A 20,219-nucleotide genomic window follows, 5' to 3' on the forward strand; every position below is an offset into this window, starting at 1 on the left:
GTTATTGCGTCGACGCGGTATCGATCTGCTGCCTGGTTACGTCACGCGCGGAGGCTTGCTGTTGCGCGAGCGTTCTGCCGCGCAGGGCCTGAAAGTGGGCAAGCGCATCCTTTGCCTCCGCAGTGTGCCCAAGCGCGCGCTGCACCTGAGAAAGGCGATACCACGTTGCTTGGTCCTCGGGATCGTGCTGGCTTGCGCTGACTAGATAGGGGAGCGCTTCGGCTGGCCGCTGCAACGTAGCGAGCACGGTGCCGAGCCCGAGCTCTGCCTCGGGAAAATCCGGATAGATCTTGAGCGCTGCGGCGAAGAAGGCGCGCGCGGGTTCCACTTCACCGGCGATGCGATGAAGCTCTCCAACTTCGTAGAGGGCGCTGGCGTTCTCGGGATCGATCTTCAGCTCCGCCTGAAACTCTTCCATCGCTTGGCCGAGATCGCCGTCGCGATGCGAGTCGCGCGCGTTGGCGCGATAGGCCCGGCCAATGCGGTAGTGAATACCCGCGCGGTTCGGATCGATGGAGAGGATCGCACGATACTCCGCAATCGCCGCATCATGCGAGCCTGCTGCCTCTTGCGCTTCGGCCTGCGCCTGGTGACGCCACGTAGAGTTAGGCGCAACCTCAACCAGCTTCTGCACCGTCAGGTACGCGAAGCTGCCGAAGATTCTTTCGTTGTGATAGAGGATCTCGGGGTCGTTCGGGAACTGCTTCTGCAGTGCTAGCGCTACTTCAACCGCATCTGCTTCGCGATGCACGCCCATGTAGGCCCGCTCGAGTTCGAGGCCGCTGATGCGCTTGACCGGGGGAGTATCCGCTTCTTTATACGTAGCCTCCAACGCAGGCAACGCCTCTTCGAAGTGGCCGAGTTCGGTGAGCGACATGGCGATAAGGCCATCGAGGCCTGGCAGCGATGGCTTCAGTCGCCGCGCCTCGTTCAACTCGCGAAGAGCTTCGGCAAAGAGCTTCTGCTGAAAATCGATCGCGCCGAGCGAAGCATGAACTTCAGCGATAGAAGGAGCAAGCTTCGCGAGCTTCTCATAGCCCGTGCGCGCCTCATCCATGTGGCCCGCAAGCATTGCCTTTTGCGCCGCCGCGTACAGGCGCTCGACCTCCGTCTGAGGCGCTCCCTGCGGGGATGCGAATCGCATACACAAGGCGACAACGATGACCAGCGATACCAGACGACGCGCGATACTCACCTTCACCATTCTTTCCATCAGGAAGCGCCGCCCGGCTCCTTCCGCAGGATCTGGACCGGCCCGATCAATCCGGACGGAACCAGTTTAGTGGACGCCTTATAGGGGTTGTGCGTGGTGAAGGTGTACTTTGTGGTCGCATCGGGTTGGGCGTCCCCGATGAGGCGATTCACCCATAAATCCGCGACGCGAATCTCGATGGTATTCTTCCCGGGCTTCAGCGCTTTCGACACCTCTACACGGTACGGAGCCTTCCACACGATGCCGAGCGGTTGGCCGTTCACCTTCACTTCGGCGAGGTTCGCGACGTCGCCTAAATCCAGCCATAGGGCTTCATCCCTGTGGAACCAAGCGACCGGCGCATCGAGCGTTTTTGTGTAGGTAGCGTGGCCGGAGAAGTAACGGATGCCCTTGTCGGCGTTTTCGCTTAGCGATGCCAACTCAGGGAGCTCAGCTTGTGCGGGCGCACCACGTCCGGCTTCGAACTGTACGTTCCAAGCGCCACTGACAGGAGCGAGCACTGCATCGTGCATCGGTGGCAACTGGACGGATGTTTGTTGCGACGGCTTGCGGAAGACGACGAAGGCCGCCTCGTAGGGGTCAAGCTGCAGCGGCACGGATGTGGTGCCGTTCGCAATCGTATAGGAGGCGGATTCGGACTTGCCGGTGTCCGGGTGCCAGATCTCCGCGGCGCGGTCGGTGACGCGGAAGTTCGCGGTCAGGCTCTGCTTGCGGTCTCTTCGATTGTCGACGTAGTAGAGGTCTATATGGCCCACTTTGCGATGGACGAATAAGACTTCGGAATCGGCATCAGCCTCCGGCTGCGTGTAACTGAAGTCCTGCGACACGGACGCGGCTCTGAGTGCACCGGCCACAGACATGCCATGGATCACGCGGCCTTCGCCGTATGCGCCGTTCGCGCCCCACATCTCGGATACGATGGAGTGGAACTGCGCAGCATCGTCCGCAAGGCTTGGCGTGCCGACTGGCTGCTCTCCGATGACCACTGCGCCATCCTTCACCAGCTGCTGGATCGAACGAAGCACAGGCAGGGACATGTGGCTGCTATAAGGATCGAGAACGAGCACTCGGTAGCGCATGCCGCTCTTCGTCGTGAGCGAGCCATCCCGGACCTTCAACTCGTGGATAAGCGCATCCGCGTTGATGTAGTCGAAGGCGTATCCCTTCGGCACATCGGGCGATTTCGCCCCAAAGATAGCGGTAAGGTTCGAGTCCTCGCCGTAGAAGTAGATGATGTCCGCAACGAAGTGTCCCTGCTGCAGCATCCATGAACTGCGAGAGAGATAGGTCATCCACGGCGCCGCCTGCTCCGCCCAGATCTCGTTGCGGTTGAACCATTGGCCGAAGGGCCCAAGCGTTAGGCCTGGGGCTTTGCCGACGAGCGGCTGATGGGCGGATTCATGAATGACGAAGCGGTTGAGACCGTTCGCAAGCTCCTTGTCCGCCGTCGGCTTGAGCGTTGCGGGAGACCATCCCCAGGGATTGCTTGATGCCGTAAGTGACTCCGCTGCGACAAGATTCTGGCCATAGATATGCGCAACAGATGCCGACTCGCGCACATCGGCGTTGTAGCCATACTGTTCCGCGTTCACGCCCGGCTGCTGCGTCCACGTAGCCGACATGGGAACATCGTCCGCTTTCTTCATCTCCATGCCGTCGCCGATGGTGGCGCGGCCTTCTTCGTGTGACTCTCCGTACTGGCCCATACCGCGCTCGTGCAGGATCGCAGCGATGGTGCCGTAGTGGTTCTCCGCAAGCAGGTCGGCGATGGTCTTGCGCACGTCCCACAGGAAGCGGTCGCTCTCCTCTGCGCTTCCGATGATTCGGCCAGCCATTACAGGCAGCCACGGTGTGGGGTCGTAGCCGCGACGGCGCGTGAACTCCGCGATCATCTGATCGGTCCAGTTCTGCGTGCCCGCCTCCCAGCTGTCGGTGATGACATACTTCAGGCCGCGTTTGCCCATCAGTCCGGCGGTCGCGTCTTTATAGTTGTCGAGATAGTGGTTGAAGTAGTCCGACACATCTTGCTTACTCAGCTTGTCGACCTCCGGCCCGGTGGCCTCAGGCGGAGCCGGATGGTTCGTAATGCCGGTAAGCGAGTAGCCCATGCGCAGGACGGTCCAGCGGCCGGCAGGCGGCGTCCAATCCAGGGTTCCGTCGGGCTTCATCTTCGAGGTAAGGTCGATCACGTCAGACTTCGCGATCGCGGACGTAGCATCCAGCGACTTCGTTGCGAAGGCATAGAGATCCGGCGTAGCGGCAAAGGCCGCCTTCTCTTCGAAGCGGTTCACGCGAGCATCGGTGTGGAGTTCCAGCTCTGCGATCTCATGCGTCGTGGGAGGGGGGCCCATCGCCATTCCCAATTCGCCCATATCGATAGGTAGCGCGGAGACTGCGGGCTTCTCTGTGAATGACAGCCGGAAGTAGCGAGCTGTCTTCATGGGGAAGGACATCGTATGCTGCACCGCGCCGAAGGTCGGAAGGCGGACGACTGGGGTGAAGGTCGTGCCATCATCGCTGGACTCAAGCACCGGGCCATCATTCGTCTCGGTGCCAAAGAGGGCGAGCGGGTCGCGCGGGCCACCCGCTGCGTAGGTGACCGCTCGAATCGCAGTGGGCCTGCCGAAATCGAACTGTATCCAGGAACGCTGACCCGGGGCCGCGATGGGAATGCCGATGGAGTGATTGAGATCGCCATCCCATAGAAGCTCCGCGTTCGCCACGCTTCCGCCATTGCCGGTTACTATGGGCTTCAGTTCGCTCATCGGACGGGCATCCGCGGGTTCACGGAACGCGATGACAGCAACGTCTGAGGAGAAGTCGACCGCTTTGGGCGAGTCGGCACCGCCCATCATGCCCATCAGGTCCTGCTGTGCGAGATTGCCGAAGGGGCCGGTCTCCGATGGGACGGGCGGCAGCACTCCGTGAAACGCTGTGCCGCCTTCAACGTGCGTCTCGCTCCACACCAGCTTCTTCATCGCCTGCGCGGGCTTTACCCATGGGCCGCCACTCTCGCTCCAACCGGGTGAACCCGCGACAGCCATCTCGAAACCAAGCGAGTCGCCCTTCTTGATCGCATGTAGGAAGGCCGCCTTCCACTCCGGCGTCATGTAGACGAGGCGCTTGTCCACAACCTGCGGCGTAAACAGCGCGGCATCGAAGTTCTGAAAGCCCGCGATGCCGACGCGGTGCATCCACTCGAGATCAAGATCGATGCCTTCGTTCGTAATGTTGCCGTTCATCCAGTGCCACCAAACGCGCGGACGGGCTGTCGCGGGTGGCGTCTGAAAGCCCTGCTCGAGCGATGGCGTCGTTGCAGCCTGCTGCCCAAAGCTCTTCGTAACGACCCCATTTGCGAGAACCGCTGCGAGTGCAAGTGCCGTTGTAACCCAATGGATATTGGTCGATGTCGTCATGGCCTCTCGGTCTTCCGTTATTTCGCTGCGGCTGAGGATGTGGATGCCTGCGCGAGCTTCGCCTTAAAGCTATAAGTTCCTGCGGCAAGTTCGTAGATGTCGCCACCTGCGGCATGTACCTTGCGCGACTGGCCAATCGCTATACCGTCGAGCGTGAAGTCCGTCGCGTTTGTGCTGGCGATCGGCAGTCGCGCTGCAGTGTTCGGAGGAATCGTGATCTCCCATGCAACTTGATCTCCTATGGTCTTCCACGATGACTTCACCGGTCCGTACGGCGATTGATACGTGAAGTCGAGATGACCGAGACGCGCGTCAAAGTTGGGATGAAGAGCGATGGTGTGGAAGCCCGCATCATTGCTCACCGTATCGATGCCAGCCGCATAGCGATACATCCATTCAGCGACCGCACCATAGGCATAGTGATTGTAGGAGTTCATGCTGGGGTCGTTGCGCATGGCATCGCCATTCCAGCGCTCCCATGTTGTGGTCGCACCGTGATCGATCAGATAGCCCCAGGATGGGTACTGCCTGTTCAAGAGCAGACGGTATGCAACATCGCTGTGGCCGATATCTGAGAGCACTTCCAACAGATAGGGTGTGCCAAGAAATCCAGTGCCCAGGAGCCAGTGGTTCTCTTCGATCTTCTTGACCAGCTTTGTGGCAGCCGCTGAACGAAGCTCTTCCGGCATCAACCCCATATGCAACGCAAGCACGTAGCCAGTTTGCGTTTCAATCACACGGTTCTTGTCGGTCGAGACATCCGTCCCCGCCATTGTCGGCGGAGGGATGCTGGGATAGACATCATTTGCACCGACGAAACCATCGCTGCGAATGTAGGCCTTCTGAAACGCTGCCTTGATCTTTTCGAACATCGCGGCGTATTGCTCGGCCTCGGCCGTGCGTTTCGTAGCCAATGCCATATCACGCATCATCGACACGTCGTAGGCCCAATAGGCTGTGGCGACGAGATCCTCAGGCGTGGTGATCGTCGGAGTGAGCCAGTCGCCGAACGCCGCGCCAAACCCGTTGCGCCACAGAAAATCAGGGTTTCCCTTTTCGATAGCGGCGAGGTAACTCACCATGCCGTCCCAGTTTTCATCGATGATCTTCGGATTGCCGCTTTGCACCCATCCCGTCCATGGAACGATCACGCCCGCATCGCTCCAGGCCGCGCCATATCCAGGGTTCGGCGTGCTCGTGCCCGGCGCAAAGATGCCATACATGGGCGAGCTTGCCTGCGTGCCATGGAGGTCCGAGGCGTACTTTTGGCTAAAGGTCGTCAGGTCCATATTGAAAGCAGCCGTGCGCCAAAAGACCTGCGCGTCCGCACTCCAGCCGAGGCGCTCATCGCGCTGCGGGCAGTCGGTGGGCACACCGACGAAGTTCGATCGCTGCCCCCAAAGCACGTTGCTCCATAGCTTGTTGATCATCGTGTCGCCGGTAGCGAACTCCGTCGTAAACGGCGCGGCAGTGTGGAGGACGGCGACCTCCACGGTATCGAGCGTCGGCTTCGCGTCAACGCCCGTGATCTCGAGATAACGGAAGCCGTGGTAGGTGAACTGCGGCTGCCACGTCTCGGGCTTTCCGGTGCCGGCGAGGATGAAGTGATCGGTGGCCTTCGCTGTGCGAAGGTTCTCGGTGTATATCGTGCCGTCGGCATTCAACGCCTCGGCAAAGCGCAGCTGAATATCCTGCCCGCGTTTCCCTCCAATCATGAGTTTCGGAACGGCGCTCATGTTCTGGCCGAAGTCGTAGATGTAGACGCCGGGCAAGGGATTTGTGATCGCCTTCGCCGTCATCACGCGCTCTTCGCGAATCGGCTGGAAGTATTGCGAGACGATCTTCGGCTCATTCGGGGTGACCAGCGTTACCGGCTTCCAGGCTGAGTCGACGAAGCTGGCGGTATCCCAACCCGGCTTGACGAGGCGTGCGTCGTAGGTCTCGCCATCGTAGATCTCGGCAAAGGTGGTCGGCGAGGTGTCGGCCTTCCATGTCTCATCCGTGGCTATCCATTCGACCGAGCCATCGGTGTGCTCGACACGCAGCTGGGCCTTAAGTGCTGGCTGCGTTGCACCATAATTATTTCCCTGCCGGAACCACATCAGCGGCGTGCTGTACCAGCCTGGAGCGAGATAGGCAGCGATCGCGTTCTTGCCCGGCTTCACTTGCTTTGTCACGTCATAGACCTGATACGGAACGTGCTCGCGAAAGTCCATCCATCCCGGAGCGAGCACCTGGTCGCCGACGATCTCGCCGTTCAAGTGAAACTTGTAGGCGCCAAGCGCCGTTGCATAGAGGCGTGCGGAGACTATGGGCTTGCTCTCATCGAATGTGCGACGCAACGCGGACACCGGTCCCGCAGGCCAAGGCAGGCCTTGGGTCGTTGCACCAAACTGGTCTGAATGCGGCGCGTAGGGCTCTGCCGCAGCCCACGCTGCATCGCTAAATTCAGCGGCATACCAGTTCCCAGTCTGGTCAAGACTCGCCTTCCAGCCGGGGCTTGCCGATGAGAGCAACTCTTTCGTGCCGTCCTTATAAACGAGATAGAGGCACATGCTCATGGGCGTCTGTGTGTCCGCCGCGCCCATCGCTCGCGATGAGACGCTGAAGTGTGTCACCTCAACCGCGATGACATTCTTCCCGTCGCGTAGGTCCGCGGTCACTTCCTGCATCTCATACGTTCCCCATGGAGTCTGCTTCCACTTGGGAAGCGCCCCTGCGACGCGCACCTGTTTGCCGTTCACCCAGGCTGAGGTAGAGTCCTCCCCGGTTGTGTATAGGTCTGCTCGCGCAACGGCCTTTGCGGATGAGAACTGGAAACGGAAGTCATGGTGCGTATCACCGTTTGCGGAGTAGTCCTGCACCTTGGCATTGGTGATCCACAGAGCGCCTGAATTTCGCAGGGCATGAAGCTCGTCGGGCTCATGGCCGATCCAATTCGCCTTCCAGTTCGCAGCGTCCATCAAGCCGGTCTCCCACCAGCTTGCATCGCTGATCGGATAGGGCTTGCCGTCCTTGTCCCACACCTGCACGCGCCAGAAGTAGCGATGCGAAGGCTGCAGCGCAGGCCCACCGTAGGGCACGCCCGCTGACTGCGAGGACGCCACCTTACCCGAGTCCCACACATCTGCCTTACCACTGGGCGAGGCAGACACCGTGACCTCATACGCCGTCTGCATCGCCCCCTGACGGCTATCAATCAGCCGCCATGACAGCACGGGTGCGACCGTATCAATTCCAAGCGGTTCGGCAAGTGAGTCGCAACGCAGACCTATGGGCTTTGCAACATTCACTGCTGCTAGCGCCGCGCTTGCCATTCCCCAGACGGAAGTAATGCAAAGGACAGTTCCCGCCAACCGGCTTGCTCTTACTGCAAAGATCATGTGTTCCTCTTGGACTTGCTTTCGTTCTGCGGCTTCAGCGGTAGGTTACGACAGCGACCTCGAAAGGCTGCATCCTCAAGGTGTGTCCTGCGATCTTCTCCGTTGCCACTGGACCGTCGCCCGTCGAAGGAGCGACAAGCGTGACCGATGCTCCATCGACATCGGCCGGAAGTGATGCTTCCACTTCGCGGTTCTTTCTATTCAAGATGAACAGCTTCTTTCCTCTCGCGGTCGAGAACGCCTGTACAGCATAGTCTCCGCTTGAGCTCGTCGTCTCGACCAGCTTGTCTCCGGGGCCGAAGTTGTCTTTGATCAGCTTCAACACCCAATAGCGGGCATTCGGCTCGCCGGTCTCGTAATTTATCTCGCTCACGCTCGGGAATTGCGAGCGATACCCAACTAGCTGCGACTCGCCAAGAACATCGATGCCCATCAGCGCACTCTGCATGTAGAGGTAGGCGTACATGGAACCCGCAAGATTCCAATAGCCTGCTGGCTCCGGTTTGGCAACGTATCCCGGCGTGCTGATCTCTTTGCCGTCCTCGGACAAGATCACTCCGAGCTCGTTCAGGTCCGTCTTCACCGAAGGGTTATAGCGTTTGCGAATCGTCTCGATATAGCGCGTGGTTGCGAGGAAGCCGTTGGCCTGGTCGAAGAAGGTGTACTGCCAATTGTCGATGGTCTGGTCTGGTCCCGGAGTCGCATAGAAGTGATAGGTGATGAAGTCGATCGGTGTGCCGGGCTTGTGGTTCGCCGGGTTCAGGAAGTACTCGACCATCTCCGGACCGGAACCGACGCTGGGCTGAGCGAGTGCCATCGCCATGAACTTGATGTCCGGATCTACCCGGCGCATGGCCGCCGTCACCGAGTCGTAGAAACGCGTGTACATCTCCGGCGACCAGTGGTGCTCGAACTCGATCTCGTTCAGCACCTCCCAGTAGGCGACTTTATAGTGGTGGCCGGACTCATGGCGCTTGCCGAACTCATCGGTGAATCCGCCCTTCGTGTACCACGCGAGCAGCCGTGCAAAGTAATCCGAGACTTCCTTCATGGAAGGGTCGCGCAACTCCGTGCCTTGCGTGTAGTTCCAGAAGACCTGGTTGGGGTCGTCTGGGAATGTGACAGGCTTCTCCGTCTTCCACATCCACGCGGGAATGGTGCTGAAGTTCAGCACTACGCTATGGCCTTCGGTCGCCTTCATGAAGTCATCAAGGGTCGGGTCGATGTGCGAAAAGTCCCACGAAGTCTTTCCATCCGCCGGCGCATCGAGCTCCGCCACCGCCTGCCGTGGGTAGGGCAGCCACGGAACATAACGCACATAGTCCGCGCCGAGATCGTGTAGTGCCTTGAAGGCGCCATCGTGCAGCCTGGAGCCACGAAGCAACATCGGATTCACCACTACTTGCAGTGTGGGTGTGGACTTCGACGTAATGACCGTCTTCGTCCAATCCACCTTTACTTCGTCAGGGGTGGCCTGTGCACTCGCGTCAACAAGGCCCCACAACACGACTGCCGCGACGCTCGCGGCAAGAATCTGCACTTTCTTTCGGGTCATCTTGTACCTTTGCTCCTCGTTAAGAAGAATCCAGGGGGAGCTAAGCTATCTCTCCCCCTGAGATGGGAAACACTTCATCATCAGAAGGTAAGCTTCGCTCCAAGTTGCAGCACCCTGCCTGGTCGTGCCGAGACTACCTGTCCGAAGTTGGCATTCGTAGCACTCCCCACATCGTTCACGTTGCGGTCCACTGCGCCAGTCCCCGGCCCAGAAGCTGCGGCGGTAGGTGAAGTCGGATCGACGCCGTATTGCGCGTGGTTGAAGGTGTTGAACGTCTCCGCCCTGATCTGTAAGTTGATCCGGTCGTACACTGCGAAGTTCTTCAGCAGACCGATATCGAAGTTGTTGATGCCGGGGTCGCGAAGAATGTTTCTTCCGCTTGATCCGAAGACACCTGCCAACGGCTGCGAGAACGAACCGGTGTTGAACCACTTGCTCAGGCTCTTGTCGAACCCGCTGTTCGCCGGCCCGTTGATGTTTGCCCGCTGGTTATAGGCGGACAGAAGGCCATAGGTATCGTTACCGAGCACCGAGAAGGGGAAGCCCTTCTGGAATGTCGCGATACTCGTCAACTCCCATCCGCCGATGGCCGCATCTGCCGCTTTATTGACCTTGTTAGCAAACCTCTTCCCCTGTCCGAAGGGCAGGTCATATACGAAGCTGGCAACGAACCGCTGGCCTACGTCGAAGTCCGACCGCGCGTAGTCGCGGGAAGGATTGCGGTCGTCAAGGTGGCCCGCAAATCCATTCGTCGCTCCGATGCCCGCCGCGGCGGATTTATCATCCATGCTCTTCGAGTAGGTGTACACCAGCACGGCAGCGAGATCGCTCGAGCGCCGCTCGAACTTCACATTGCCCGCGTTATAGTTCGAGTACCCGCTCCACCGGCTATCCAGAGTTCCTGTGGTATTCGTGAAGTTCGGCAGAGGCCGCCGAACTGCCGGATTGCAACTCGGATCGTTGCCCTGGCTCGAGTTGCAGAGCGCGACGTTCGGCACCGGCAGCGGCTCGTTGATGTTTACGCGGTCCAGCAGGTGGGTTCCCTTGTTCCCGATGTAGTTCACCTCAAGCGTCGTGTTCGGAGCAAGCTCGTGCTGTACCGAGAGGGTGTACTGCTGCACGTAAGGGTTGATCGGATTCTCCGAGATGATGACCGCTACAAACTGGCCTCCATCCGTCGCAACGCTAACAGCATGTAGGGCCGCAGTCGCCGGAAAGAGATTGTCCGTCACCTTGGGCACATTCGGCGCGGTCACTGGATTGATGTCCGTGCGAACGACATAGGGATAGAGGTCACCCGAGTCGTCGATCTCACGCGTCTCCGTTGAGTCGAAGTACAGACCGTAACCGCCGCGGACTACCGTCTTGTTGTCGCCGAACGGACGATAGGCAAATCCAATGCGCGGAGCGAAGGGCAACTTCGCGGCATCGCGTGGATTGTTTCGTCCACAGTAGCGGTAGAAACCGTTACCCGCCGGTGCAACGCCGTCGGTCAGCAGCTTCGGGTTCGCAAAGCACAGACCGCCCAGGGCATTTGCCTTGTCGATCCAGAACAGCTTGTTATCCGTCTCGTACGGAATCGTGCGGAAGTCATAGCGGAGACCAAGATTCACGGTCAGGTCGCTCGTCACCTTCCAGTCATCCTGCACGTAGGGCGCGAAGTATTTGAAGTGGTATTGATTTAGATTTCCCGGTGTCGCTCCGGTACTGAACGGTCCCGGCTGGAAGGTGCTGGCACCAGAATAGTAGCCGAGCAGGAAGTCAGCCGTTGCATTGCCCGTTCCGCAGTAAGCCGTTGCGCACGGGTTAGTTGCATTCTGCGTCGTTCCGTCCGAAGTCCCGCCATTCGTCAGGATTGTTGCGCTGGCGTAGTTATAGGAACCGAGAAAGTTCGACGAAAGATCGCGCTTCTGTATCCAGTTCCTGAAGTCGAAGCCGATGCTCAGTGTGTGCCGACCATGGATCGAGGTAAAGGAGTCCGCAATCTCGTACTGCGGAATATCGCTGGTGGTCGGATCGTTGCCCGGGCTGCCCACAGAGGCTGGACCGCCGCCGATAGAGATGTTCGGATATCCTCGCGCATAGTCTGGAAGGTTGGTAAAGATACCGCTGAGCCCGAGCGCAGCAACTGCAGAAGCCGGTGCTGGGCTTACTCCTTGGATCGACTTCGCTGAGAGGTTTCCGTACCGGAAATTGTTGACGTTGTTCGGACCGAGGCTGATCGTATGGTTGATCTGCCAGCTTATCGAGTTTTCGGTGAAGACGTTCAAGCCGAACGGGACCGAAACCGTTCCCGCACTGTTGTTCAGATACTGCGCCCGTGTGTACCGCCCAAAGACCGAACCATATTTCTTGAGATTCTGGTCCAGGCGATAGGTCTGCTGGTCCGTGCTGTTGGCTAACACGGTACGAAGCACGTATCCGTTGTTCACGCCCGGCTCATTCGGAGCAGGAAACAAGTTGGCGGCGAGCGCCACCTTCGCGATGTTGGAAAACCGGGTGGCTGGGATCGCGTCGTTCAAGAAGGGCAATCCCGTTGTCGGATCGATCGGCTGGCATGCGTTCCCGGCCTTCAGTGCCGCGGTGCACGCGTCCGACCCGAAGGCGGGCAGACCTGACCCCGCGAAATTACCGCTCAGCTGCGCTGGGTCGGGGACAAACTGGTTGGTTGGGCTGGTGCCCGCCTTGATCCGAGCTCCCTCATAGTTCGCCAAGAAGAATGTCTTGTCGTGCCCGTTGAAGACCTTCGGGATCAACACCGGGCCGGACAGCACGAACCCAAACTGATTCTGGCGGAGCACCGGCTTAATTGCCTGAAAGTGTGTGCTGGCGTCGAACGCATCGTTGCGATTGAACTCAAAGAGCGATCCATGAAACTGGTTCGTCCCGCTCTTGCTGACGATGTTCACCTGGTTCGCGCTGAATCCAAACTCCGCCGAGTATGTCTCGCTCTGGACTTTGAACTCCTGGATCGCATCCTGCGAGAGGATCACCGCAGGCGTGCTGAGCGCCGTGTCCGTGTTGACGATTCCATCGAGCGTGTAGTTGTTCGACTCCGGCCGTGCTCCGCTGATGCTGATCGCGTTGCCCTCGCCGCCGCGCATCTGGCCCTGTTCGCCGACCGTCTGCACCGCGCCCGCGCCGATAAAGAGCAGGTTGAGGAAGTTGCGGCCGTTCAACGGAAGCTGGTTGACCTGCTTCTCGCTCACAAGCTGCGAGATGGCAGCGCTGTCTGTATCGAGCTGCGCGCCACCCGAGGCTTCGACCGTGACCGTCTCGACTGCTCCGCCCAGCTTCAACGCTGCGTCGACGCGTTCCTGCTGCGCGACCACCAGGCCGACCGAGCTGACCTTCGAACCGAACCCCGGAGCTTCGATCGTCACTTTGTACGAGCCAGGCTGCAGGCCCGGCGCGGTGTATTCGCCATCCTGGTTGGTGATCACGACGTGGTCGATGCCGGTGGCCGTGTTCAGGATCGTCACCTTCGCGCCTGCGATCGAGGCACCCCCGGAGTCCTCCACGTGGCCGAGGATCGTTCCCGTGGATGCCGCTTGGCCGAGTGCGAACATCGAACTCGCGATCAGGACAGCGAGTATAAGGAAATTGCGAAGCTTCATAAAACCTCCGAATAATTCGTACTTGAAACTGTTTCTCTTTGCAGGAGAGAACAGCGGGCTCCCATAGACCTGTGGTCGTTTGGCGCATGCAAACTGGCTCTTGAGTTTCGCCGGAAACAATACACAGGGCATACAGCACTGTCAACAAAGAGAAATTTATTGCGTATTGGAACGCAACTAAAACGAAACAACTCGCAAGAAATGAAGACGCCCCCCGCGGCACGACGCGAAAGATTCAGAGCTGGGCATTCCGCCTGAACGCAAAAGGGCGAGGCCCGAAGCCCCGCCCTTTCCTTCAAATTCGGCCGCGCCCACAGGTATCGCGGCGGCGTCTCTCACTATGAACGCTGACTCATTGACTCGTTAGGCCGGCGGCAGATTGTCCCTTGTTACAAGCCGATGCGAGACGTAGTTGTACGGCGCAGCGGTCTGACCACGCAATAACGACAGGCCAAGGTGGATCAACCGTTCGCCATAGGAGCCCGCCTCGTGCGAGACCGAGCCGATGAACGGCGAACTCGGCTTGCGAATCTCGTCCTCAGCCTCCGGAATGCAGTCCTGTCCGACGATCGCCACATGGCGCTCCCGCTTCAGTTCGCGAACAGCGTCCAACGCTCCCAACGCGCTTGTGTCTGTAGCCGCGCCGATCAGGATATGTTTATCTTTTGAATGGCGCTGCAGGAACCCTGCCACCAGCTTGCGGCTGTGTTCGCGCATGCCGCGGCCGTCCATTCGGACGAAACACTCGACGGGAAGTTCCGGGAAGCTCTCTCGCACGCCCTCGAAGACTCCGGTGATTCTGCTCTGGACCAACTGCCCTGCTTCCGCCAGGTCGAGGCCCAGCACCCAATCCGCGCGACCGGACCACTTGTGGGCGGCATGCGCCGCCAGCGCCTCGCCAGCTTCGACGCCGGCTCGGTAGTTGTCCACGCCGAAGTAAGTGGCGTGCGGGTGAGGGATATCCACGGCAATCAAGGGGATATTCGCCGCTGCGATCTTATCCGCGATAATGGGAGCGACGCTCTGTTCCACCTGGAACTCGATGATCAGGTCGACGCCCTTCTCGACGAACTGCTCGGCGTTCTTGATCGCCGTCGGTCCGTGGTAGCTGTTGTCCAGGATCACCAGATCGACGCCGCTGGCCGCCGCAGCGAGCTTCAGACTCGCCGTCACCGCGTTTGAAAAGGGCATCTCCGTGCTTTGGCTGCCGAAGCCGAAGCGCACCTTCCGTGGACGCGAGACGTGCCGGTATAGGCCGTCCTGCGACTGCGAGACGTATCCACGATGCACAAAGGTCTTAAGGATGCGATAGACGGTCGTCTTTGAGATCTTCGTCTTGCGATAGATTGCCTCCAGCGATATCTGCTGGTTTTCAAGCTGTAGCAGTTCAAGTATGTCGAGGGCTTTAGAGAGTACCGGAATCAGGTAAAGCCGCTTCGTTGTCTTTCGCATGTCCGCTCCCGTGCGTTTCAATACAGACATAGGCTACACGGAGTGAGCGAAATCGACATTCTGACCACCTAAGTACACTTACGCATAGCTGCTAATGCTCGCCGAGTTGCGAGCCCCACGTTGCTCCGTAATCCGCTCGATGTAGCCGCTCTCCGCGAGCGCGAGGAGAGGATTTGCCGGAAGCTTTCGCGCTTCGCGCCACTCCTGCACGATGGGACGGACGTCCTGCCAGAAGGCGTCGCGGAAGCACTCTTCCGCCTCGACTAGTCGGCAGGCATCCTGCAGTTCCGCAAGCTTTTCGTGATCTACGAGGGCGGCCTTGGCATACAGTTCCTGCGCCGCGCAGACTGTTTGCACCATGGCCTCGACCTTGCCTTTCAGATTGTGGCTCTGGTCGATCATAAAGGCGATCGCACTTCGATCCTCAACGGGAACACTGAGTATCTCGTGAAAGATTCGGAAGACCTGATAAGGATCGATCGAACCAATAGTGAGGTCATCATCGGCATACTTGCGATCGTTGAAGTGGAAGCCACCGAGTGCGTTCAGGTGCAGCAGCCACGCCACAATCTGCTCGATGTTCGTGCCTTGCAGATGATGGCCGGTATCGACCAGCACCTTGGCCTTGGGTCCGGCGCGACGCGCGAGTTCAAGCGCCATGCCCCAATCCGCGATGTCGGTGTGATAAAAGGCGGGCTCGAAGGGCTTGTACTCGACCAGCATTCTCTGGTCTGGGCCAAGCGCCTCATGCGTACTGCCCAAAACCTCCTCCATCCACTCTATGCGGCGGCGGATACTCTGCGTGCCCGGATAGTTCGAGCCATCGGAGATCCAAAGCGAGACGTCGCGGGTGGCAAGAGCGCGGCCAATTTCGACCGAAGCCAGTAGATGAGAGAGAGCCTTTCCTCGGATCTCCACGCTTGGATTGCAGATCGAGCCGAACTTGTACTCCTGGTCTTGAAAGACGTTGGGATTGATCGATCCCGACCGAATACCGGTCTTCTGTTCCAGTTGCTGGATCTTCGGCACATCAGCGACCCCGTTCGGCAGGTCCCAGAGAACATGCAGTGCAAGGTTCGAAATCACGCCGGTGAGGGCATTCACTTCGGCAGCGTCGGCGAACTTCTCTTCAATCGAAGTCGCCGCGGCAGGCTGAGAGAATTTGCCGAAGCGAGTTCCCGTGTTGGCGAATCCCCATGACGGGATTTCGATACGGAATTCGTCCAGCGCCTTCCAGATCTTTTGCCGATGCTTTTCTGTCCGGCTTCCTTCCTCTAACGCCATCGCCCAACCTCCGAATTCCTAAAGAAGAAGAACCTACCTATTGGAATTTCATCTAGCCTCGTCTGTGCGACTCCTTTTGTCAAGGATTTGCACACGTCCGGTCAAACGATATCCCTTTGAAGCATTATTCCAGCAGCAGAACGACGTCGAGGAACCGTGGCCCGTGGACGCCTTTGATCCTCGTCATCTCGATGTCCGCGGTCGCCGAAGGGCCGGAGATGAACGTCGTTGCAAGATTCGCCGTTGGTTGCAAGCGTTCGAACGCCTCGGGCACGGTGGCGATTATCTTTGCGGCATCGACGATGCAGAGGTGATAGTCCGGCACGAGGGTCGCGGCGCGACGCCCCTGCCCAGGAACATTCTGTAGCACGATGGTGCCCGTCTCCGCGATGGCCAGGGTGCACTCCGTTAGGATTCCCTCACACTGGTTCAACTCTGCATGAGAGAGACCGGTGTCTTCTATAAAGTCGAAGTCCGGCGGCAGCAACGCAGGTTGCAGTCCAGGCGGAACGACGATGCGCGAGACCCCGCGCGCCTTCAGCATCGCGGCCACTGCCGTCGACGCATCCGTAGAGGAGGCTTCGACCACTTGCGCGTCGTAGTCGCGCAACCGATGTGTCAGCAAGGAAATCAGTTCCCTGTCAGAAGCCGTGGAGGATCGCCGATAGTCCCGGGGTATCTCTTCCCATGAGCTGGAAGAGCCCGCCGAGGTGGCGCGGGCGATTCTTGCGAGCATATCGCTGCGAGCGTCATACATCGCTGCCTCCCTTGTGCTCCGCGCGCTTCTCCCACCACTCGCGGAAGCTCTCCTTCGGCATGGACTGCAGATCGCGCACTTGTGTCCATCCCCCTAGCAGACCGGGAAGCCAACTGATCCAGCCCTCTCCCTGACCATCCTTGCGGACCAGCGGGAGTTCTGCGATACGTCCGAGCCGTTGTGCTGCTCGGAACCGGCGTTCGCTGAGGAAGATCGATGCGACGGTCTTCAGCGCGATCGCCTCCGGGTCGGCCCAGCTCTTTTCTTCCACGACCTTATTACGGAGATGAATCAATACCTCCGGAATGTTGATCTTTACCGGGCACACCTCATAGCACGCGCCGCACAACGACGACGCATACGGCAGCGACTGTGCGTGCTCCATCTGCATCAACTGCGGAGTAAGGATTGCACCGATCGGCCCCGCATAGACCGAACCATAGGCATGCCCGCCCGTCTGGCGGTAGACCGGGCAGGCGTTCTGGCAGGCTCCGCAGCGAATGCAGTTGAGGGTCTGCCGGCCTTCAGCATCAGCAAGAATGCTGGTCCGAGCGTTGTCCATCAGGACGACGTGAAAGGCCTTTGGTCCGTCGCCCGGATGCACTCCCGTCCATATGCTGTTGTAGGGATTCATGCGCTCGCCCGTGGCAGAACGTGGCAGCAACTGAAGCAGCACCCCGAGATCCTCATATCGCGGAATGACCTTATCGATGCCCGCGATGGTGATGAGCGTGTCTGGCAGCGTGAGGCACATGCGGCCGTTGCCCTCGCTCTCTACGACGCAGACTCCGCCGGTCTCAGCGATGAGAAAGTTCGCTCCGCTAACGGCTGTTGGCACGGTGAGGAACTTCTCCCTCAGGAAGAGGCGCGCCGCGTCCGCGAGGTCCTGCGGGCTCGTCCCGAGCTCAGGGAGTTTCATCTCGCGGCGAAAGATCTCTCGTATCTGCTGGCGGTTTTTATGCAGCGCGGGAACAACGATGTGCGATGGCTGGTCGTGCCCGAGCTGAATGATCAACTCGGCAAGGTCGGTCTCGTACGGACGAATGCCAGCCTCTGCCAGAGCAGGGTTGAGTTGAATCTCTTCCGTGGTCATCGACTTGATCTTGATGACCTCTTTCGCTCCCGCTGCCTTGGCAAGCGAGACAACGATCTGGCGGGCCTCCGCCGCGTCGCGCGCCCAGTGAACTACGCCGCCGGCAGCGTTGCAGTTGCGCTCGAACTGTTCGAGATACTCGCCCAGGTGCTGCATCGTGTGCTCGCGCAGGCGCTTGCCGGACTCGCGAAGCTCCTGCCAGTCAGGCATCTCGTTGACCACAATGCGGCGCTTGTTCTGGATGACATCCGTGGCGTGACGGACGTTCTTGCGTAGTTGCGAGTCTCCCAGAAGATGGCGAGCGGCCATCGGGAAGACGTCCGCCGTGCGCGGGTCGAGAGGCTGCAGGCTCATGCGCGGCCCTCTTCCGTGCTCGCGAGAATCTCCGCGAGATGAATCGTGCGCACGCCTGTGCGTTGGCGATGCAGCGCGCCCTGGATGTGCATCAGGCAGCTGTTATCGCAGGCCGTGCATGCTTCGGCACCAGTGTTCAGTACGGCGGTCGTCTTCTCTGCGAGCATAGCGCTTGAGACCTCTGCATTCTTGACGGCAAAGGTGCCGCCGAAGCCGCAACACTGTTCTACGTTCGCAATGGGAACCAGGTCGATGCCGCGCACCGCCTTCAATAACCGCAGTGGGCCATCGCCAAGGTTCAGGTTGCGGAGACCATGACAGCTTGCGTGGTACGTCACGCGATGGGGGTAGTACGCTCCGACATCTTCCAGCCCAAGCCGGCGCGTCAGCAGCTCGGAGAACTCGAAGATCTTAGGCAGCAGTTCAGCCACGTCGCGGATCAGATCGGACTTGCCGAGTTCCTCGGCCATCTTCGGATAGTGATCCTTCATCATCGCCACACAAGAGGAAGATGGGACGACGACCGCGTCAGCATCGCGAAACTGCGCGACGAAGCGTTCCAGCAGGGGCATGGCCTCTTTCTGGTAACCGGTGTTGTAGTGCATCTGGCCGCAGCAGGTCTGGCCGGCGGGAAAGACCACCGTATGCCCCAGCCGCTCCAGAACGCGCACCACTGCTTTGCCGGTATCCGGGAACAACGTGTCGTTATAACAAGTGATGAACAGCGAGATACGCAATCAGCCTCCGCTTGGTGTACGGCAGTTTTCGGCACACGATTCAATAGAGAGTATATTTCCCTTTCGCATTTCCAATCATGTAGGATGAGTGCGCTTCGCGGCATTCACTCTCTTTTGAGGCCATCATGGGTTCGAACCCGTTTCTCGGAGTCATCTATCACTGGATCGGCGGCTTCGCCTCTGCCACCAACTTTATTCCATTCCGCGGCATCAAGCGCTGGTCCTGGGAGATCTACTGGCTGATCCAGGGAATCGCCGCTTGGTTAATCGCGCCGATCTTCCTCGCTGGGCTGCTCGTCCCGGACCTCTTCCACATCCTGCACACTGCCTACGTCACGAAGCCGGAGTCGATCTGGGTCGCGATTCTGTTTGGAATGCTTTGGGGAGTGGGCGGCCTTACCTTCGGCCTCGCCATTCGGTATCTGGGCATCGCTCTCGGCTACGCGATCGCGCTGGGGCTCTGCACGGCGTTCGGAACGCTGGTACCGCCCATCTTTCACGGACAACTCGTGACAATCGCCGGCGAACGCTCCGGCCAGATCATTCTGCTTGGCATCTTCATCTGCCTCGTCGCGGTTGCTGTCAACGGTGCGGCGGGTCTTTCGAAGGAGCGCGAGATTACGCCGGAGGAGAAAGCGGAGTCCGGCGAGCGCGACTTCTCTTTCGTAAAGGGTGTGCTGATCGCTGTTGGCGCGGGCTTTATGAGCTCCTTCTTCGCCTTCGGCCTGGATGCCGGAGCGCCTATCGGAGCCATCGCGAAAGCTCACTTGATCGAAACCGGAAGGCCCGAAGTCTTTCAAAATCTTCCTGTCCTTGTCGTCGTGCTTTGGGGAGGGTTCGCTACCAACTTTGTCTGGTCAATAATCCTGATCTTCCGCAACCGTTCCTTCGCGCAGTTCACGGGAACGCCCGGCAGCAACCCCATGCGCGCGGTCGCAACTTCGGGGGACACGCTGATGGATTTCGACGCCAGTGACATCGCAGCGCTTTCGAGACTCTCGAACGCTACTCTTGTTCGCAACTACCTCTTCGCCGCGCTCGCCGGGGTCATCTGGTACTTCCAGTTCTTCTTCTACTCCATGGGCCAGACGAAGATGGGCCGGTACGACTTCTCCAGTTGGACTCTTCACATGGCGAGCATCATCATCTTCGCGACGCTTTGGGGTCTCGCCTTGAAGGAGTGGAAGGGCACCAGCCGTCGCACCAAGACGCTCGTGACCTGCGGCCTGATGCTGCTGATCGGATCGACGCTTGTCGTCGGCTACGGCAACTACCTTAAGGCGATGGAGACGACCGTTCAAGCTACTCGCTAATTCCGAGCTCTCGTGTTCTTTCATTCACCAGGCCCTTCACAAAGG

At 59.3% G+C, this 20,219-nt stretch carries 11 protein-coding genes; 1 reads left to right on the forward strand and 10 read right to left on the reverse strand.

From position 1 onward, the window contains the following. Position 1: 1 nt before the first annotated feature. From OHL18_RS13905 to OHL18_RS13950, 10 genes are all read right to left on the reverse strand, one after another. Positions 2-1,213, reverse strand: coding sequence for a tetratricopeptide repeat protein (locus OHL18_RS13905; protein WP_263375447.1), 1,212 nt, complete (start codon positions 1,211-1,213; stop codon positions 2-4). Further along, a complete protein-coding gene (locus OHL18_RS13910; protein ID WP_263375448.1) occupies positions 1,213-4,629 on the reverse strand; it encodes a glycosyl hydrolase in 3,417 nt (1,138 codons plus the stop codon). Before OHL18_RS13910 ends, OHL18_RS13905 begins: the two co-directional genes overlap by 1 nt. Before the next feature lie 17 nt (positions 4,630-4,646). Beyond that, the gene (locus OHL18_RS13915; protein ID WP_263375449.1) at positions 4,647-8,012 is read right to left on the reverse strand and encodes an alpha-L-rhamnosidase; all 3,366 of its coding nucleotides are present in this window, start codon (positions 8,010-8,012) and stop codon (positions 4,647-4,649) included. Positions 8,013-8,046: 34 nt separating this feature from the next. Further along, positions 8,047-9,567: a glycoside hydrolase family protein gene (locus OHL18_RS13920; RefSeq protein WP_263375450.1), complete on the reverse strand. Its 1,521-nt coding sequence runs from the start codon at positions 9,565-9,567 to the stop codon at positions 8,047-8,049. Positions 9,568-9,647: 80 nt separating this feature from the next. Continuing rightward, positions 9,648-13,184, reverse strand: a complete 3,537-nt coding sequence (locus OHL18_RS13925) for a TonB-dependent receptor (RefSeq protein ID WP_263375451.1) — start codon at positions 13,182-13,184, stop codon at positions 9,648-9,650. Between the two features lie 363 nt (positions 13,185-13,547). Then, positions 13,548-14,636: a substrate-binding domain-containing protein gene (locus OHL18_RS13930; RefSeq protein ID WP_263375452.1), complete on the reverse strand. Its 1,089-nt coding sequence runs from the start codon at positions 14,634-14,636 to the stop codon at positions 13,548-13,550. A gap of 78 nt (positions 14,637-14,714) precedes the next feature. After that, entirely contained in the window at positions 14,715-15,920 is a 1,206-nt protein-coding gene (locus tag OHL18_RS13935) for a TIM barrel protein (RefSeq protein WP_263375453.1), read from the reverse strand. Between the two features lie 124 nt (positions 15,921-16,044). Further along, positions 16,045-16,545, reverse strand: coding sequence for a LutC/YkgG family protein (locus OHL18_RS13940; protein ID WP_263375454.1), 501 nt, complete (start codon positions 16,543-16,545; stop codon positions 16,045-16,047). A 124-nt stretch (positions 16,546-16,669) separates the two neighbouring features. Further along, positions 16,670-18,124, reverse strand: a complete 1,455-nt coding sequence (locus OHL18_RS13945; RefSeq protein ID WP_263375455.1) for a LutB/LldF family L-lactate oxidation iron-sulfur protein — start codon at positions 18,122-18,124, stop codon at positions 16,670-16,672. After that, on the reverse strand, positions 18,121-18,861 hold the full coding sequence (locus OHL18_RS13950; RefSeq protein ID WP_263375456.1) for a (Fe-S)-binding protein: 741 nt from the start codon (positions 18,859-18,861) through the stop codon (positions 18,121-18,123). The genes OHL18_RS13945 and OHL18_RS13950 overlap by 4 nt, the downstream gene beginning before the upstream one ends. A gap of 125 nt (positions 18,862-18,986) precedes the next feature. On the opposite strand from OHL18_RS13950, the gene OHL18_RS13955 reads away from it, so the two are divergent. Continuing rightward, positions 18,987-20,174: an L-rhamnose/proton symporter RhaT gene (locus tag OHL18_RS13955; protein ID WP_263375457.1), complete on the forward strand. Its 1,188-nt coding sequence runs from the start codon at positions 18,987-18,989 to the stop codon at positions 20,172-20,174. Positions 20,175-20,219 lie beyond the last annotated feature (45 nt).

Source organism: Granulicella aggregans (assembly GCF_025685565.1).
Classification (GTDB): domain Bacteria; phylum Acidobacteriota; class Terriglobia; order Terriglobales; family Acidobacteriaceae; genus Edaphobacter; species Edaphobacter aggregans_B.

What these genes read in the sequence shown, in the direction of transcription:
- OHL18_RS13905 (WP_263375447.1), bottom strand. Translation starts at nt 1,213, where the DNA reads ATGGAAAGAATGGTGAAGGTGAGTATCGCGCGTCGTCTGGTATCGCTG.
- OHL18_RS13910 (WP_263375448.1), bottom strand. Translation starts at nt 4,629, where the DNA reads ATGACGACATCGACCAATATCCATTGGGTTACAACGGCACTTGCACTC.
- OHL18_RS13915 (WP_263375449.1), bottom strand. Translation starts at nt 8,012, where the DNA reads ATGATCTTTGCAGTAAGAGCAAGCCGGTTGGCGGGAACTGTCCTTTGC.
- OHL18_RS13920 (WP_263375450.1), bottom strand. Translation starts at nt 9,567, where the DNA reads ATGACCCGAAAGAAAGTGCAGATTCTTGCCGCGAGCGTCGCGGCAGTC.
- OHL18_RS13925 (WP_263375451.1), bottom strand. Translation starts at nt 13,184, where the DNA reads ATGAAGCTTCGCAATTTCCTTATACTCGCTGTCCTGATCGCGAGTTCG.
- OHL18_RS13930 (WP_263375452.1), bottom strand. Translation starts at nt 14,636, where the DNA reads ATGCGAAAGACAACGAAGCGGCTTTACCTGATTCCGGTACTCTCTAAA.
- OHL18_RS13935 (WP_263375453.1), bottom strand. Translation starts at nt 15,920, where the DNA reads ATGGCGTTAGAGGAAGGAAGCCGGACAGAAAAGCATCGGCAAAAGATC.
- OHL18_RS13945 (WP_263375455.1), bottom strand. Translation starts at nt 18,124, where the DNA reads ATGAGCCTGCAGCCTCTCGACCCGCGCACGGCGGACGTCTTCCCGATG.
- OHL18_RS13955 (WP_263375457.1), top strand. Translation starts at nt 18,987, where the DNA reads ATGGGTTCGAACCCGTTTCTCGGAGTCATCTATCACTGGATCGGCGGC.